A 14948-nucleotide genomic window follows, 5' to 3' on the forward strand; every position below is an offset into this window, starting at 1 on the left:
GCGGTTGTAGCTCAGTTGGTTAGAGTACCGGCCTGTCACGCCGGGGGTCGCGGGTTCGAGCCCCGTCAACCGCGCCACTTTCCCCTCCTTTACGGTAAAGTTGCGTTTGTGAAACGCGCATCTGTCGCTTATATCCGGGCGAAGTTTCGGGAGGAGCGTATGCGCTGGATCAAACAGGTTTTCGACCACATCACCCTGCTGCAGGCGGTGCTTTTCGCAGCACTGCTCGGTCTCGCACCATTCACCCCAGAGCCACATATCTGGGAAAAGCTGAAGATGTTGATGGCGGGTACGCTGGTGCGTCCGATCGACTGGTTCGATCTGGTGATGCACGGGCTGCCGTGGATCGTGCTGGCGGTGAAGCTGGCGCAATGGGTGAAGACGGGACAGACCGGGAAATCCGGTAGAGGTGCGCAATGAAAGACGACATGGACGCCAAAGGGCTGATCGAGACGATGGGCGCGGCCGCGCGTGCGGCGGCGGCGGAGCTGGCCTTCGCCAGCGCTGAGGTGAAGAAAAAGGCGCTGGAAGCGGCCGCCGATGCGGTGCTCGCGCGCAAGGGCGAGATCATTACCGCCAATGGCGAGGATATGGCCTACGGCGCGGAGAAGGGGCTGAGCCCCGCGATGATGGACCGGCTGATGCTGGACGACGCGCGGATCGAGGCGATCGCCAAGGGTCTGCGGGCGGTGGCTGCGCAGCGCGATCCGGTGGGCGACACGATCGCGGAATGGGACATGCCCTCGGGGCTGCATATCAAGCGCGTGCGCACGCCGCTTGGCGTGATCGGCGTGATCTATGAATCACGGCCCAATGTGACCGCGGATGCGGGCGCGCTGTGTCTGAAATCGGGCAATGCGGTGATCCTGCGCGGCGGCTCGGAGAGCTTCCATTCCAGCCGCGCGATCCATGCCTGCCTGCTCGAAGGTCTGCGCGCCGCGGGGCTGCCCGAAGCGGCGGTCCAGCTTGTGCCCACCCGCGACCGCGCCGCCGTGGCCGAGATGCTGCGCGCGACCGAATACATAGACGTGATCGTGCCGCGCGGGGGCAAGGGGCTCGTCGGGCTGGTGCAGGCCGAGGCGCGCGTGCCGGTCTTCGCGCATCTCGAAGGCATCTGCCATATCTATGCCGACGGGGCTGCCGATCTGGAGCGGGCGCGGGCCGTGGTGGTGAACGCCAAGACCCGGCGCACCGCGATTTGCGGTGCGATGGAATGTCTGCTGATCGACCGCGCCTTCTGGGAGAAACATGGAGGCGTGCTGATCGAAGATTTGCTCAAGGCTGGCGTCGAAGTGCGCGGCACGGGCGATCTGCTGCAAATCGAGGGCGTCATCGAGGCGAGCGCGGAAGATTTCGGGCGCGAGTTCCTCGATATGATCTGCGCGGCGAAGATAGTCGATGGCGTGGATGGCGCGATCGAACATATCCGCCGCTATGGCAGCCAGCATACGGAATCGATCCTGACCGAGAATGACGCCGCTGCCGACCGCTTCTTCGAGCGGCTCGACAGCGCGATCCTGATGCGCAACGCCTCGACCCAGTTCGCCGATGGCGGCGAGTTTGGGATGGGCGCAGAGATCGGGATCGCGACTGGCAAGATGCATGCGCGCGGCCCGGTGGGTGCCGAGCAACTGACGTCGTTCAAATATCTAGTGACGGGGCATGGCACGGTGCGCCCTTAAGGCGCACCGAACATCCCTGAGACCTCAGAACGCGATCGTGCCGCCGTCGGCGTCGACCGACCAGTCGAGCCTGCGGCCCTGCCGCGATGCCTCGCGCGGTAGAATCGCGAATTGCACCCGCGCGGGCGTCAGTTCCATCTGGGCCCCGTCGAGCACGGCGAAAAACTCCCGGTCAGGCCGCGCTTTCTCGGACCGCGCGGTGATCATCCAGCCATCGCCGCAGGGCAGCGCGCGTAGCGTGCCGCCGAAGGGCAGCGCGGTCTCCAGGCAGAGCATCGCGAGAAACGCCAGCTTCACCTCGGCGCGCGGTGCATCGCCCGGCACTTTCCACTCGTAGTCCAGACGGCTCTGCGCCGATAATTCGCCCAACATTCCGGCGACTTCCGCCTCGCCAAGCTGTTGTTCCGCGCCGGCTCGCCCGAAGGCCACCCGGAAGAACTTGACGCGCGCATTCGCCGCCGCCACGCTTTGGGCGATCAACTCGACCTCGGGCCCGGGCGCATCGCTCGTCATGGTGAGCAATTCGACCCCATTGCCGATCGCCCCGATCGGGCTGATAAGGTCATGACACAGGCGCGAGCCCACAAGGGCCGTCAAATCATCGTCGTCCGTACCGGCATTGGCGGTCTCGAATGGCATTAAACTCTCCAATAGGTGAAATGTGATCTATGAAATTCTCGAACCCGGCATGCTGGTCAGAAACCCGGCCCAGCCCGACTGGGGCACCGGACAGGTTCAATCGCGTATCGGCGAAAAAGTGACGGTAAATTTTGAGCATCAAGGCAAGCTTGTCCTGGACGGGCGGCGGGTCGCGCTGGAATTGGTTTTCTCTGAACAAAGTTGACGAATGGTTAACAGCTTCGTGAGGTCGTGTGGGAAACCTTCAACCTTGGGATGTGGCGATTGAACCCTCCGTGATGCGCCGATGACACGGCGCGCACCGCGCGATATTGCCAATCCGGGCGCGGCTTTCTAAACCGGGCCAGCGAAGATCGGCAGGAGGACGCCCGTGATCGACAGCGCCGCATTCGAAATCAGGCTGGCCCGTGATGCCGCCGATCTCGTGGCGTCGCAGCGGCTCCGCTACCGCGTTTTCGTCGAAGAGCTCGGCGGCGGCGGTGAGACGGTCGATCACGAAAATCGTCTGGAAAGCGACCGGCTCGACCCGGTCTACGATCACCTGCTGCTGGTCGATCCCGCACGCGCGGAAGGCGAGCATGTGGTGGGCGCCTATCGGCTTCTGCCCTCGGATCGGCTGGAGCGCGCGGGGCAATTCTATTGCGACAGCGAATACGATCTCTCGCCGCTGATCGGCACGGGCCGCAAGCTCTTGGAACTTGGCCGCTCCTGCGTCGATCCGGACTATCGCGGCGGGGCGGCGATGCTGCTGCTGTGGAACGCGCTCGCCGATTATGTGCTGGCCCATGACATCGAGATTCTCTTCGGCGTGGCCTCCTTCCACGGCACCGATGCCGAGATACTGAAAGCGCCGCTCTCCTGGCTGCATCACCATCATCTTGCGCCTGAACATATGCGCCCACGCGCACGGCCCGAAGCCTATCAGCCGATGGACCTCGTGCCCGAGGAGGCGCTGGATCGGCGCGCGGCTCTGGCTCAGATGCCCAATCTGATCAAGGCCTATCTGCGGCTTGGCGGTTTCGTGGGCGAGGGAGCTTTCATCGACCGTCCCTTCAACACCACCGATGTCCTTTTGCTGATGGATACCAAAGCGATGAGCGACAAGCATCGCAGCTTCTACACCCGTCGTTTCGAGGGCCGCGCGTGAGCTGGATCGAGGACGAGCCCGATCCCAAACCGCTTGGCGCGCTCGATTGGACGCGGGCTGTGTTGCGCGGTCTGATCTGGGGGCTGATGCTGCTGATCGGGCTGATCGTGCTGCTGCTGGTGCGGCTGGTGGAGCGCCCGGTTCACGGGCTGGCGCGGCCCTGGACGCCGTGGATCACGCAGGCGGTGTGCCGGATGAGCTTCCCGATCCTCGGGCTCTCATACAGCGTCACCGGGCGTCCGATGACCAAGATCGGCGCGGTGGTCGCCAATCACGGGTCGTGGCTCGATATCTTTGCGCTCAACGCCTGCCAGCGGGTTTATTTCGTCTCCAAGGCCGAGGTCGCCAATTGGCCCTTCGTCGGCTGGCTCGCCCGCGCAACGGGCACCGTCTTCATCAAGCGCGACCCGCGCGAGGCCAAGACGCAGCAGGAGCTGTTCGAGGAACGCATCCGCGCGGGCCATCACCTGCTGTTCTTCCCCGAGGGCACCTCGACCGATGCGCGCCGAGTGCTGCCCTTCAAGCCGACGCTGTTTCAGGCCTTCTACAGCCACGGGCTGGAGCGCGTGATGCAGATCCAGCCGGTCACCGTCGTCTACACGCCCCCCGCGGGCGAGGACGTGCGGTTCTATGGCTGGTGGGGCGATATGGGCTTCGGGCCGCATCTGATAAAAGTGCTGGCCCAGAAGCGGCAGGGCGCGGTCGAGGTGGTGTTTCACACGCCGCTCTCCGTCTCCGACTATCGCTCGCGCAAGGAGCTTGCTTGGGCGGCGGAAAGTGCGGTGCGTCGGGGCCTGCCTTACGAGATCGCGCGCGCCCGGTAATAGGCCAGAACGTAGAGGCGGATGGCCGTGGCAAGGCCCGTCTCGGTGCCGCGATCCACATCAATTTCGGCTGCCAACTCGTTGAGGCCAAGGTTCTTTTCGGTCGCGATGTCGCGGAAGGCACGCCAGAATTCATCCTCCAGCGTGACCGAGGTGCGATGCCCGCCCAGCGTCAGGGAGCGTTTCTTCGGTCGGCTCATTCGTCGTGCTCGCGCTGATGCCCGTCGAGATCGCGCCGCTCTTTCGTGGCGCGGCTTTCCTGAAGCGTCTTCTCTGCCTTGCTACGTCCGAATTTCTCAGCGTTCACAGAGCCTTGCTCACGTTTCTTCACGCGGGCCTGCTGTTTGCGAAACTGATTGAGATTGGTGACCTTGCTCATAAGCAAAGAGTGCCACAGCCGATCGGATCGGGAAAGGGGCTTGGGCGCGCCTGCATGAGGCGCGCCCGAAGGGTTTATTCGACTTCGACCAGCGCGTGGCGCTTCTTACCCGCGCTCAGCTTCACCGGGGTCTCCAGATCGGCGGCGGTGAACATACGGCCCGGATCGGCGCAGGTCTCGTCATCGACCTTGAGCGCGCCTTCCGCGATCAGCCGCTTGCCGTCCTTGCCCGATTTCGCAAGGCCCGAGCGCACGACGAGCTGTGCAAGGCTGATCCCGTCGCCCAGTTCCTCGACCGTCAGCGTGAGCGTCGGCAGGTCGTCGCCCACGCCACCTTTCTCGAAGACTTCGCGCGCGGTCGCCTCGGCGGCATGCGCCGCGTCCCAGCCGTGGCAGAGCGCTGTGACCTCGTTGGCCAGACGCACCTTCGCCGCGTTGATCTCGGAGCCTTCCAGCGCGCCCAGACGCTCGCATTCTTCGACCGGAAGCTCGGTGTAAAGCTTCAGGAAACGGCCCACATCGGCATCGGTCGTGTTGCGCCAGAACTGCCAGAACTCGTAAGGGCTCAGCATGTCCGAGTTCAGCCAGATCGCGCCGCCCTGGCTCTTGCCCATCTTGCGGCCGTCCGAGGTGGTCAGAAGCGGCGAGGTCAACCCGTAGATCTCGTGATCGAGCACACGGCGCGTCAGGTCGATCCCGTTGACGATATTGCCCCACTGGTCCGAGCCGCCCATCTGCAGCAGGCAGCCGTAGCGGCGGTTCAGTTCGAGGAAGTCATAGGCCTGCAGGATCATGTAGTTGAATTCGAGGAAGGACAGCGATTGCTCGCGATCCAGCCGCGATTTCACGCTCTCGAAGGACAGCATCCGGTTGACCGAGAAATGCCGCCCGATATCGCGTAGAAATTCGAGGTAGTTCAGCCCGTCGAGCCATTCCGCGTTGTTCAGCATGAGCGCATCGGTCGGTCCGTCGCCGTAATCGAGGTATTTCGCGAAGACCTGCTTCATCCCGGCGATGTTTTCGTCGATCGCTTCGGGCGTCAGCAGCGGGCGCTCATCGGAGCGGAACGACGGATCGCCGACCTTCGTGGTGCCGCCGCCCATCAAGGTAATCGGCTTGTGGCCGGTCTTTTGCAGCCAGCGCAGCATCATGATGTTCAGCAGGTGGCCGACATGCAACGACTTCGCCGTCGCATCATAGCCGATATAAGTCGGCACGACCCCCTTCGCCAAAGCCTCGTCCAGCCCCTGATAATCCGTGCAGTCGGCCAGAAAGCCCCGCTCGATCATCACGCGCATGAAGTCTGATTTCGGATGGTAGGTCATCGTGCTTGTTCCTTTCGTCTGAGCGTGCGTATATCGGGGCAGGCGACGAGAGGGAAGCCATGTTGAAATCCGGGCCGGTCTGGGCAGTTGGCGCCATGTCGGGCACGTCCTTGGACGGGGTGGACGCGGCGCTCGTTTTGACCGACGGAACCCGCATTCTCGATTTCGGCCGCAGCGACTACCGCCCCTATACCGAGGCCGAGCGTGCGACGCTCCACGCAGCTCTCGGGCATTGGCCCGGAGAGGCGGGTGTGGAAGAGGCCTGCGAGGTGGTCGAGACCGCCCATGCGGAACTGCTCAGCGGATTGGGAGAGGCGCAGGTCGTGGGGTTTCACGGCCAGACGCTCGCCCATGATCCCTACGGGATGCAGGGCCCGCGCCGCACCCATCAGGCAGGCGACGGCTCGGTTCTGGCCGAGGTGCTGTCGCGCCCGGTGGTCTGGGATTTCCGCTCCACCGATGTGGAGATGGGCGGGCAGGGCGCGCCGCTCGCGCCGTTCTTCCATTTCGCCTGCGCGAAATACGCCAAGCTCGATGCGCCGGCGGTGTTTCTGAACCTCGGCGGCGTCGGCAATGTCACCTGGGTCGATCCGCGCCAACCTTCGGCAGAGGTGCCCGGTGCGGTTCTGGCGTTTGATACCGGCCCTGCCAACGCGCCGATCAACGACTTGATGCGGCTCCGGCGCAAGGCCGAGTTCGATGCGGGCGGCGAACTGGCGCTGGCGGGCACGGTCGACAAGGCCATGGTCGAGGCCTTCCTGACGCATCCCTATTTCCTGAAAATGCCGCCGAAATCGCTCGACCGGAACGATTTCCATGACATCCTGACCCGCGTGGCGGAGCTGGATGATGCGGATGCGGCAGCCACGCTGACAGCCTGTGCGGCTGCTTCGGTCGCGCGCGCGGGCGAGCATTACCCGACGCCGCCCAAGGCGATCTATGTCTGCGGCGGCGGGCGGCTCAACACCGCGCTGATGGTGGCGTTGCAGCGGCGCATGAACGTGCCGGTGCAGCCGGTGGAGGATATCGGGCTCGACGGCGACATGCTCGAGGCGCAGGCCTTCGCCTATCTCGCGGTGCGGGTCGCGCGCGGCATGGCGACCTCGGGACCCTCCACGACCGGGGTTCCGGCGCTGATCGGCGGCGGCAAGGTCTCGCGGCCCGGCTAATTTCGCATCACTTGACGCCGATCATGCCGCGCCGCGGCGGACGGCGCTAGGATCCGCCTCAACGCAGAGGGTAATTCGATGTCTCAAACTCCAACCGATCCCTGTCCCACGCCGCAGGCGCGCAAGCAGGCCCCGTTCTCGAACCGGGCCGCGGCGGTCTTCCTCGCGGGGCTCAGCTTCGTCGTCATGGTCGTCTCCGGCCTCGTCGTCAGCATCGCGCCCTCGGGCCGGGTGGCGCGGGATATCGACTGGTCGCTCCTCGCGCTGAACCGCGCCGATTGGGAGCTGTTGCACCTCGCGATGGGGGTGCTCTTCATCTTCGCCGGGGTCTGGCACATCAAGCTGCATTGGCCGGTGATCCGCAACCTGCTCTGGTCGGCGGCGGCGCAGACGCTGTGCCACCGGCGTGAACTGGCGCTGGCGGTCGGGCTGGTCGTCGCGGTGATCGTGCTGACGCTGCTCTGGTGGCCGCCGATCAGCTGGCTCGATCAGCTCTCGCGTTGGGCGAGCATCGGGCTCTGGTGATCAGCGGGGGATGTCGAAGCCTCTCGGGGCCAGTTCGAACCCCTCGAAGCGAAAGCCCGGCGAGACGGTGCAGCTGACGAGGCTCCACGCCCCGGTCGAGCGCGCCGATTGCCACTGGCCCGCGGGCACGATCCCCTGCGGTTGATCGCCGCCAAGCACGTCGGGCCCCAACAGCAGTTCCAGCACCGGCCCCGCCTCCTGCGGCGCGATATCGAGCTGCACCGGCGCGCCTGCGTGGAAATGCCAAATCTCGGTCGCGTCCACCCGGTGCCAATGGCTGCGCTCGCCCGCCTTGAGCAGGAAGTAGATGCAGGTGCCCGCCGGGCGCGCGCCATCTGCGGCCTCGGCTTCCCAGGTCTGGCGGAAATGCCCGCCCTCGGGATGGGGCGCGAGGCCGAGGGCTTCGATGATCGCGTCGGCCTCACTCATGCGAAAAGCTCCTTCGCCAGCGTCTCGAAATCGGGCGCGATCGCATCCCATTCCTCGCTCGGCACAAGGTCCTTGTCCTGAGCGGGCCCGTATTCGGTGGGGCGCGGCACGAAAGCGGTCTGTAGCCCCAGCGCCCGGGCCGCTGCGAGGTCGTCGTTATGCGCGGCCACCATCATCACCTCTTCGGGCGGCAGGCGCAGCGCGGCGCAGGAGGCAAGATAGACCTCAGGCTTGGGCTTGTAGTCGCGCGCGATATCCGCGCCCAGGATGCAATCCCACGGCAGCCCCGCATGGCGCGCAAGCCGCGTCATCAGCGCGATGGACCCGTTGGAGCAGGGCGCGATGATCGCATGGCGCTTGAGCGCGTGAAGACCGCTGACCACATCGGGCCAAGGGTTGAGCCGCTCCCAGACATGCGAGAGGCTATCGGGCGCCGAAACCGCGAAGCGCTTGGCCACCCGGTGTAGGTTCTCGCGATGCAGATCATCGAGCGCCACGTAGCCGCGCCCGCCGTCGCGAATGCGCCGCATCGCAGGATCGTATTCGGCGCGCCACGCATCGGCGAAGGCAAGGGAATCGATCCCGGGAAAGGCGATCTCCACCTCATGCGCGACCGAGTTGCGCCAATCGACACAGGTGCCGAACACATCGAAAATCAGAGCCTTGATCATGGCCCGACAGTGACGCGGATCGCGGCGCGGCGCAATCGCCCCTTCGGCTTGGCTCAAATATCCTCGCCGAAGGCGAAACGAAAACCCCCGGCGAAGCGCGTGCTCCGCCGGGGGCTTGGGTGTCTCAATTCAAGGTACGCTTAGCGCAGGATCGAACGCCCCGCATATTCCGCGGTCTCGCCCAGCGATTCCTCGATACGGATCAGCTGGTTGTACTTCGCGAGCCGGTCCGAACGTGCCAGCGAGCCGGTCTTGATCTGACCGCAGTTGGTGGCCACCGCGAGATCGGCGATGGTCGCGTCCTCGGTCTCGCCCGAACGGTGGCTCATCACATTGGTGAAGCCCGCGCGGTGCGCCATATCGACGGCCTGCAGCGTTTCGGTCAGCGTGCCGATCTGGTTGACCTTAACCAGCATCGAATTCGCGACGCCCTGCTTGATGCCATCGGCCAGACGCGTCGGGTTGGTCACGAAGAGATCGTCGCCCACCAGCTGCACCTTGTCGCCCAGACGCTCGGTCAGGAGCTTCCAGCCTTCCCAGTCGTCTTCGGCCATGCCGTCTTCGATCGAGATGATCGGATAGGCGCCCAGCAGCTTCTCGAGATAGTCGACATTCTCTTCCGAGGTCAGCGACAGGCCTTCGCCCTTCATCTCGTATTTGCCGTTCTTGTAATACTCGGTCGAGGCGCAATCCATCGCGAGGTAGATGTCCTCGCCCGGCTTGTAGCCCGCTTTCTCGATCGACTTCAGGATGATGTCGAGCGCGGCGGTGGTCGAGCTGAGTTCCGGAGCAAACCCGCCCTCATCGCCCAGACCCGTCGTCATGCCCGCCGCCGAAAGCTCTTTCTTCAGCGTGTGGAACACTTCCGAACCCATGCGCACCGCGTCGCGGATATTGCCCGCCGAGACCGGCATGATCATGAATTCCTGGATGTCGATCGGGTTGTCGGCATGCTCGCCGCCATTGATGATGTTCATCATCGGCACCGGCAGGACGCGGGCCGAGGTGCCGCCGACATAGCGATAAAGCGGCAGCGTCGAGAAATCGGCCGCCGCTTTCGCGCAGGCGAGCGAGACGCCGAGGATCGCGTTGGCGCCGAGGCGGCCCTTGTTCTCGGTGCCGTCGAGCTCGATCATCGCGCGGTCGATCTCGACCTGCTCGGTGACGTCCTCGCCGACGAGGTTTTCCGCGATCTCGCCGTTCACGGCCATCACCGCTTCCAGAACGCCTTTGCCCATGTAGCGGGCCTTGTCGCCGTCACGGCGCTCGACCGCCTCATGCGCGCCGGTGGAGGCGCCCGACGGCACGGCCGCACGGCCCATCGTGCCGTCTTCGAGGATCACGTCGACTTCGACGGTGGGGTTGCCACGGCTGTCGAGAATCTCGCGGGCGTGGATGTCGATGATGGTGCTCATGGGGGCGCTCTCCTCGGGCTCCGGTTGATGCTTGGCTAGGTGCATACACCCGTGCTGCGCCTGCGAAAAGGCCGTAAGGGCGATTTCTGGAAGAAATGTTACCGCTAACGGCGGTCTTCACGACGCAATTTGGCCTGCCGCCACAGCGCGTAGAGGCCAGAGCCCACGATCACCGCCCCGCCGATCAGCGTCCAGCGATCCGGCGGCTCGGCGAAAACGACGGTCGAAATCACCACGGCGAAGGCGAGGCGCGAATAGCGAAACGGCATGATGACCGCGATCTCGCCCAGCCGCACCGAGGCGATCAGCGCGTAATAACCCACCGGCCCGATCGCGAGCGCGCCCAGCAGATAGAGCCAATCCATCGGCGCGGGCGTGACGATCGGCTCGGGGAGCACGGCCAGCAGCACCAACCCCAGCGGCAACACGCAGAAGAAGCCCAGCGTCGCCACCTGCAGCGAGGTCACGTCGCGCGGCACGCGTCGCGTGGTGACGTCGCGCATCGACAGGCCGATGACCGCGCCGACCGCGAGAAGCGAGAGCATCGAGAATTCCTCGGTGCCGGGTCGGATCACGACCAGCACACCCAGAAAGCCGATCAGAATGGCCGAGAGCCTGCGCCAGCCGACCCGCTCCTTAAGGAAGATCGCCGCGCCAAGTGTGGTCGCAAGCGGCGTCGCCTGATGGATCGCAGTCGCCTGGGCCAGCGGGGTGAAGGCCACGGCGGACACGAAGAAGCCGGTGCCGACGATCTCGCCAACGTTGCGCAGCCAGAGCGCCGAGGACAGCAGCGAGCGGGTGAAGATCCGTTCGCCTTTGAGCTTGGCGATCACCGCGAAGATCGTCGCGCCGCCAAGCCCCACGGCGGCGAGAATTTGCCCTACCGGCCAGTCGCCCGCGAGCATCTTGATGAACATGTCCTCCAGCGCAAACCCCGCCATCGCAAGGATCATCAGCATCGAGCCGCGCAGGTTGTCGTGGTCGGTGGGTTCGGGTGTCATGGGGCGCTCCTGACCGGATGGTCAAGGCCCACCTAGCGCGGGCGTGATCGGCCTTCAAGGCGCGTCACGAACTGGGATGCGCGCGGGTGACGATGCCGCCGATATCGGCCCAGATCGGCAGATGATCCGAGGCCACCCGCGCCAGCGGCGTATCCAGTACGCCCTTGCGCACCACCCGCAACCCCGGCGAGGTCACGATCCGGTCGAGTTGGCCGATCGGCGCGCGCGAGGGGTAGGTCGCGCCCGGCGCGTGGATGTGAAACCCGGTCAGCGCCTCGAACCCGTGCCGCGCGCGCCATTCGTTGAAATCGCCGATGGCGAGCGCGGGGTGCGGCTTCACCCCGGCCATGATCTCCGCGATCCGCGCCCATTGCGCGCGCCGATCCGTGCGCCGCAGCCCCAGATGTGCCGCGATCAGCAGGAAGGGCGCGCCGCTGTCGGGGGCGATATTCACCGCGATGGCGCCGCGTGGCTCGAGGCCGGGCAGGGTGACCGGCTCGACCCCCAGCACCCGCGAGCCGCGCCGCACCAGCACGACCTGCCCATGCCAGCCCAACGAAGCGGCGGTGGTGCGGGGCATGTCGTGGCGGATGAAGTCGGTTTCTTCCTCGATCAGCTTTTGCGGCAGCGCCGCCGGTCGCTCGCCCATGCGCTTGTCGACCTCCTGCAAGGCGATCACATCCGCGTGCAGCGCATTGATGACATTCACGACCCGCGCCGGATCGTGCTTGCGGTCGGTCCCCACGCATTTGTGCAGATTGTAGGAAGCGATCCGAAGTGTCATTTTTATGAGTGCCTTACAGGGTGATCTTCATGTGCCGCAGAAGGTCCGATACACCCGTTCATCGGATTTCGGCGCGGCTTCATACTCGGCGTAACGCGGATCTTCCGCATAGGGGTCCGCAAGCGCGTCCATGAGAGTGTGAAGCGGGCCGTCATCGCCCTCGACAGCCGCCGCGATCATTTCCTCGATCCGGTGATTGCGCGGGATGCGCAGCGGGTTCGCGGCGGCCATGACGGAGTGCGGATCATCCTCGCTGGCGATCCGCTTTTCCCAGCCCTCGCGCCAGAGATCAAAGGCCATCGGCTCGGTGAATTCCTTGCTCGCTGCCTTAGGATCGCGCCGCAACGCACTGAACACGCGCGTGAAATCGGCTTTCTCGGTCGACATGCGGTTCAGCAGATCCTCGATCAGTGGCAGATCGTCCTCGGTCGCTTCCGCGATGCCGATCTTGCGGCCCATCAGTCGCAGCCACTCGCGCTGATAGACGCCGATGAAGCTGTCGACCGCGGCGCTCGCCTGTTCGATGGCGGCATCATCGTCACCGATGAGCGGCATCAGGCAGGTCGCGAATTGCGCGAGGTTCCAGACCGCCACTTGCGGCTGGCGCGCATAGGCATAACGCCCTTGTTGGTCGATGGAAGAGAAGACGCGCCCCGGATGGTAGTGGTCCATGAAAGCGCAGGGGCCATAGTCGATCGTTTCTCCCGACAGCGCCATGTTGTCGGTGTTCATCACGCCATGGATGAAGCCGATCGCCATCCATTTCGCGACCAGCTCGCCTTGCTTTGCTGCGACCGCTCGCAGCACCTCAAGTGGTGTTTCGCAATCGGGATAGTGGCGCTCTATCAATGTGTTGAGGAGCGTTCTTAATCCTTCTCGGTCATTGCGCGCCGCGAAATACTGGAAGGTGCCGACGCGGATATGGCTGCGCGCGACGCGGGTCAGGATCGCACCGGGGCGGCCCGAGGCATCGCGCACCACCGTCTCTCCCGTGCGCACGGCGGCCAGCGCGCGCGTCGTCGGAACGCCCAGCGTCGCCATCGCTTCGCTGAGCACATATTCGCGCAGCACCGGGCCGATCCACGCCCGCCCGTCAGAGCGGCCGCGCGAAAACGGCGTCCGGCCCGCGCCTTTCAGCTGAAGATCGAACCGCGCGCCGTCCGGCGCCACGATCTCGCCCAGCAGCACCGCGCGCCCGTCGCCCAGACGCGGCACGAAGCCGCCGAACTGATGGCCCGCATAGGCCTGCGCGATCGGCTCGGCGCCTTCGGGCATCGTATTGCCCGCGAGCATCGCGAGACCTTCGGGGCTTTCCAGCCAATCGGCATCGAGCCCCAAACGGTCGGCAAGGTCACGGTTCAGCAGAACCAGTTCCGGCGCTTTCACCGGTTGGGGCGGCTGACGCTCGAAGAAGCTGTCGGGCAGGCGGGCATAGCTGTTGTCGAAGGGAATGGTCATGGGGTCTCCTTGCCTCCCTATCTAAGCCATGTGCCGGTCAATCCAATCCCCGCGCGCGACCCGCAGCCCTCAATGGTCCATATCGGGCAGACCTTCGCGCGATAGCAGCACCGCCAGGGGCCTCAGGCGCGGGCTTTGCGCGCAGATGATCATCAGCGCCACCATGATCGGCACGGCGAGGAACATCCCCGGCAGCCCCCAGACCGCGCCCCAGAAGGCGAGCGAGATGATGATCCCGAAGCTCGACAGCCGCAGTGCATGGCCCATCAGCATCGGGTCGATCACGTTGCCGATCACGAATTGCAGGATGCCGACCGCGACCAGCACCGTGCCCGCGGTATAGGGGTTCTGGGTCAGCACATAGACCGCGAGCGTCGCGATGACGGTTGCGATGATCGAGCCGATCGAAGGGATGAAGTTCAGCGCGAAGGTGATGATCGCGACGGGCAGCGCCAGATCGAACCCGCCCACGGTGAAGACGCCATAGACCGCGACGGCGGTGACCGCGCTGACGATGGCTTTCACGAGAAGGTAGTGGTTCACCCGGCGCATGATCGTGCCGACCATTCGCGCGATCCGCTCGGCGCTCTCGGAATCACCCATCAGCGAGTTGAGCTTGGCATCGAACCAGATCCGCTCGGCAAAGAGGAAGCCCACGAAGAGGATGATCAGGATTGTGGCCGACAGCAGGTTCGAGGCCTGACCCGCCAAGGTGGTCAGATAGCCCGCCACCTGAATACTCTGCATCGATTCCAGCACCGATTGCTCGACCTCAGGGCCCATCCAGCCGAAGAGCTGCGCGATCGCCTGCTGCGCGGGGCCCGCATAGTTCAGCACCATCGTCACGACTGTGTTCACCTGAGAGATGAGCACCGCGCTCAGCGTCAGCAGCCCGCCCGCGATCAGCGCCAGCGCCACCAGCGAGGCCAGACGCGGCGGAATCGAGACCGGCCCGATGCGCAGCCGCCCGACCGCGTTGATCGCCTCGGAGGTCAGCGAGAACAAGATGATCGCGATGGCCAGAGAGATCAGGATGAACTTCGCCTGCACCATCAGGAACAGCGCCAGCGCGAAGGCGATGATGCCCAGAAGCACATTGGTGAGCGCACGCGGCTCGAACGCGCGCCCATCGATCAGGGCAGGGTGGCCCTCATCGGGAGTGTCCTTCATCTTCATCATCTTCCTGTGCCTGACCCTGACGGGGTCGTAACCGGTTTTTCTTATGCTAGGAGCCGCCGCGCAGGCGCGCAAGCGCCGAACCCGCGTGATTTAAGGGCTTTTTCATGACCTGCGCATTATTCCGGATCGGGTCTTGCATCCCGCCCGGATTTGCGGATAAACCCGCCGGCGGAGCGGTGGCCGAGTGGTCGAAGGCGCACGCCTGGAAAGTGTGTAGGCGGGGAACCGTCTCGAGGGTTCGAATCCCTTCCGCTCCGCCATTACCCCCAGTATTCGCCAATAATACCCGCTTTGCGCAGGCCGCGCGCGATCTCTTTTCGG

The 14948-nt window shown here is 64.9% G+C and carries 18 protein-coding genes and 2 tRNA genes; 9 read left to right on the forward strand and 11 right to left on the reverse strand.

All coding sequences use genetic code 11. From position 1 onward, the window contains the following. From BMI87_RS19245 to BMI87_RS19255, 3 genes are all read left to right on the forward strand, one after another. A tRNA-Asp gene (locus tag BMI87_RS19245) sits at positions 1-77 on the forward strand. Between the two features lie 82 nt (positions 78-159). After that, positions 160-420 (forward strand): RND transporter, encoded by a 261-nt coding sequence (locus tag BMI87_RS19250; protein ID WP_078523129.1) that lies wholly within the window; start codon positions 160-162, stop codon positions 418-420. Continuing rightward, positions 417-1682, forward strand: coding sequence for a glutamate-5-semialdehyde dehydrogenase (locus BMI87_RS19255; protein ID WP_078523130.1), 1266 nt, complete (start codon positions 417-419; stop codon positions 1680-1682). The genes BMI87_RS19250 and BMI87_RS19255 overlap by 4 nt, the downstream gene beginning before the upstream one ends. Before the next feature lie 24 nt (positions 1683-1706). Here BMI87_RS19255 and BMI87_RS19260 read toward each other — a convergent pair whose 3' ends face one another. Continuing rightward, on the reverse strand, positions 1707-2321 hold the full coding sequence (locus BMI87_RS19260) for a histidine phosphotransferase family protein (RefSeq protein WP_078523131.1): 615 nt from the start codon (positions 2319-2321) through the stop codon (positions 1707-1709). 25 nt (positions 2322-2346) lie between these two features. Here BMI87_RS19260 and BMI87_RS19265 point away from each other — a divergent pair, with 25 nt between their 5' ends. The 3 genes from BMI87_RS19265 to BMI87_RS19275 all read left to right on the forward strand — a co-directional run bounded on the left by BMI87_RS19265 (position 2347) and on the right by BMI87_RS19275 (position 4292). Further along, positions 2347-2526, forward strand: a complete 180-nt coding sequence (locus tag BMI87_RS19265; protein WP_093477165.1) for a DUF3553 domain-containing protein — start codon at positions 2347-2349, stop codon at positions 2524-2526. Between the two features lie 165 nt (positions 2527-2691). Beyond that, positions 2692-3468: a GNAT family N-acetyltransferase gene (locus BMI87_RS19270; RefSeq protein ID WP_246832746.1), complete on the forward strand. Its 777-nt coding sequence runs from the start codon at positions 2692-2694 to the stop codon at positions 3466-3468. Beyond that, positions 3465-4292, forward strand: coding sequence for a 1-acyl-sn-glycerol-3-phosphate acyltransferase (locus BMI87_RS19275; protein ID WP_246832747.1), 828 nt, complete (start codon positions 3465-3467; stop codon positions 4290-4292). Before BMI87_RS19270 ends, BMI87_RS19275 begins: the two co-directional genes overlap by 4 nt. Here BMI87_RS19275 and BMI87_RS19280 read toward each other — a convergent pair. The 3 genes from BMI87_RS19280 to tyrS all read right to left on the reverse strand — a co-directional run bounded on the left by BMI87_RS19280 (position 4268) and on the right by tyrS (position 5996). Continuing rightward, on the reverse strand, positions 4268-4492 hold the full coding sequence (locus BMI87_RS19280; RefSeq protein ID WP_078523132.1) for a ribbon-helix-helix domain-containing protein: 225 nt from the start codon (positions 4490-4492) through the stop codon (positions 4268-4270). The genes BMI87_RS19275 and BMI87_RS19280 overlap by 25 nt on opposite strands. After that, positions 4489-4623 carry a DUF4169 family protein gene (locus tag BMI87_RS19285; protein WP_371326894.1) on the reverse strand — a complete coding sequence of 45 codons (135 nt, stop codon included), beginning with the start codon at positions 4621-4623 and terminating at the stop codon, positions 4489-4491. Before BMI87_RS19285 ends, BMI87_RS19280 begins: the two co-directional genes overlap by 4 nt. Positions 4624-4745: 122 nt before the next feature. Beyond that, entirely contained in the window at positions 4746-5996 is a 1251-nt protein-coding gene (gene tyrS / locus BMI87_RS19290) for a tyrosine--tRNA ligase (RefSeq protein WP_078523134.1), read from the reverse strand. Between the two features lie 59 nt (positions 5997-6055). Here tyrS and BMI87_RS19295 point away from each other — a divergent pair, with 59 nt between their 5' ends. Then, positions 6056-7165 carry an anhydro-N-acetylmuramic acid kinase gene (locus tag BMI87_RS19295; protein WP_078523135.1) on the forward strand — a complete coding sequence of 370 codons (1110 nt, stop codon included), beginning with the start codon at positions 6056-6058 and terminating at the stop codon, positions 7163-7165. 78 nt (positions 7166-7243) lie between these two features. Continuing rightward, positions 7244-7690 carry a DUF4405 domain-containing protein gene (locus BMI87_RS19300; protein ID WP_078523136.1) on the forward strand — a complete coding sequence of 149 codons (447 nt, stop codon included), beginning with the start codon at positions 7244-7246 and terminating at the stop codon, positions 7688-7690. On the opposite strand, the gene BMI87_RS19305 is transcribed toward BMI87_RS19300, so the two are convergent. The 7 genes from BMI87_RS19305 to BMI87_RS19335 form a co-directional block, all read right to left on the reverse strand. Beyond that, entirely contained in the window at positions 7691-8119 is a 429-nt protein-coding gene (locus BMI87_RS19305; RefSeq protein WP_078523137.1) for a cupin domain-containing protein, read from the reverse strand. It abuts the gene before it with no gap. After that, positions 8116-8847: a haloacid dehalogenase type II gene (locus BMI87_RS19310; protein ID WP_246832748.1), complete on the reverse strand. Its 732-nt coding sequence runs from the start codon at positions 8845-8847 to the stop codon at positions 8116-8118. The genes BMI87_RS19305 and BMI87_RS19310 overlap by 4 nt, the downstream gene beginning before the upstream one ends. Before the next feature lie 83 nt (positions 8848-8930). Then, positions 8931-10205, reverse strand: coding sequence for a phosphopyruvate hydratase (eno, locus tag BMI87_RS19315; RefSeq protein WP_078523138.1), 1275 nt, complete (start codon positions 10203-10205; stop codon positions 8931-8933). Positions 10206-10309: 104 nt separating this feature from the next. Then, positions 10310-11206 carry a DMT family transporter gene (locus BMI87_RS19320; RefSeq protein ID WP_078523139.1) on the reverse strand — a complete coding sequence of 299 codons (897 nt, stop codon included), beginning with the start codon at positions 11204-11206 and terminating at the stop codon, positions 10310-10312. A gap of 64 nt (positions 11207-11270) precedes the next feature. After that, positions 11271-11990, reverse strand: a complete 720-nt coding sequence (locus BMI87_RS19325) for an endonuclease/exonuclease/phosphatase family protein (RefSeq protein ID WP_078523140.1) — start codon at positions 11988-11990, stop codon at positions 11271-11273. Positions 11991-12017: 27 nt separating this feature from the next. Next, a complete protein-coding gene (locus tag BMI87_RS19330) occupies positions 12018-13448 on the reverse strand; it encodes a YdiU family protein (protein ID WP_078523141.1) in 1431 nt (476 codons plus the stop codon). Positions 13449-13517: 69 nt separating this feature from the next. Next, positions 13518-14618 carry an AI-2E family transporter gene (locus BMI87_RS19335; RefSeq protein WP_078523178.1) on the reverse strand — a complete coding sequence of 367 codons (1101 nt, stop codon included), beginning with the start codon at positions 14616-14618 and terminating at the stop codon, positions 13518-13520. Between the two features lie 179 nt (positions 14619-14797). Between BMI87_RS19335 and BMI87_RS19340 the strand changes: the two genes are divergently transcribed. Then, a tRNA-Ser gene (locus tag BMI87_RS19340) sits at positions 14798-14887 on the forward strand. Positions 14888-14948 lie beyond the last annotated feature (61 nt).

Origin of the sequence: Thioclava sp. F28-4 (genome assembly GCF_002020045.1) — a bacterium.
Classification (GTDB): Bacteria; Pseudomonadota; Alphaproteobacteria; order Rhodobacterales; family Rhodobacteraceae; genus Thioclava; species Thioclava sediminum.

Bases quoted from the DNA above. Each gene is read 5' to 3' on its own strand.
- BMI87_RS19300 (WP_078523136.1), top strand. From the start codon at position 7,244: ATGTCTCAAACTCCAACCGATCCCTGTCCCACGCCGCAGGCGCGCAAG.
- BMI87_RS19325 (WP_078523140.1), bottom strand. From the start codon at position 11,990: ATGACACTTCGGATCGCTTCCTACAATCTGCACAAATGCGTGGGGACC.
- BMI87_RS19260 (WP_078523131.1), bottom strand. From the start codon at position 2,321: ATGCCATTCGAGACCGCCAATGCCGGTACGGACGACGATGATTTGACG.
- BMI87_RS19305 (WP_078523137.1), bottom strand. From the start codon at position 8,119: ATGAGTGAGGCCGACGCGATCATCGAAGCCCTCGGCCTCGCGCCCCAT.
- BMI87_RS19330 (WP_078523141.1), bottom strand. From the start codon at position 13,448: ATGACCATTCCCTTCGACAACAGCTATGCCCGCCTGCCCGACAGCTTC.
- BMI87_RS19255 (WP_078523130.1), top strand. From the start codon at position 417: ATGAAAGACGACATGGACGCCAAAGGGCTGATCGAGACGATGGGCGCG.
- BMI87_RS19250 (WP_078523129.1), top strand. From the start codon at position 160: ATGCGCTGGATCAAACAGGTTTTCGACCACATCACCCTGCTGCAGGCG.
- BMI87_RS19335 (WP_078523178.1), bottom strand. From the start codon at position 14,618: ATGAAGGACACTCCCGATGAGGGCCACCCTGCCCTGATCGATGGGCGC.
- BMI87_RS19295 (WP_078523135.1), top strand. From the start codon at position 6,056: ATGTTGAAATCCGGGCCGGTCTGGGCAGTTGGCGCCATGTCGGGCACG.
- eno (WP_078523138.1), bottom strand. From the start codon at position 10,205: ATGAGCACCATCATCGACATCCACGCCCGCGAGATTCTCGACAGCCGT.
- tyrS (WP_078523134.1), bottom strand. From the start codon at position 5,996: ATGACCTACCATCCGAAATCAGACTTCATGCGCGTGATGATCGAGCGG.
- BMI87_RS19280 (WP_078523132.1), bottom strand. From the start codon at position 4,492: ATGAGCCGACCGAAGAAACGCTCCCTGACGCTGGGCGGGCATCGCACC.
- BMI87_RS19320 (WP_078523139.1), bottom strand. From the start codon at position 11,206: ATGACACCCGAACCCACCGACCACGACAACCTGCGCGGCTCGATGCTG.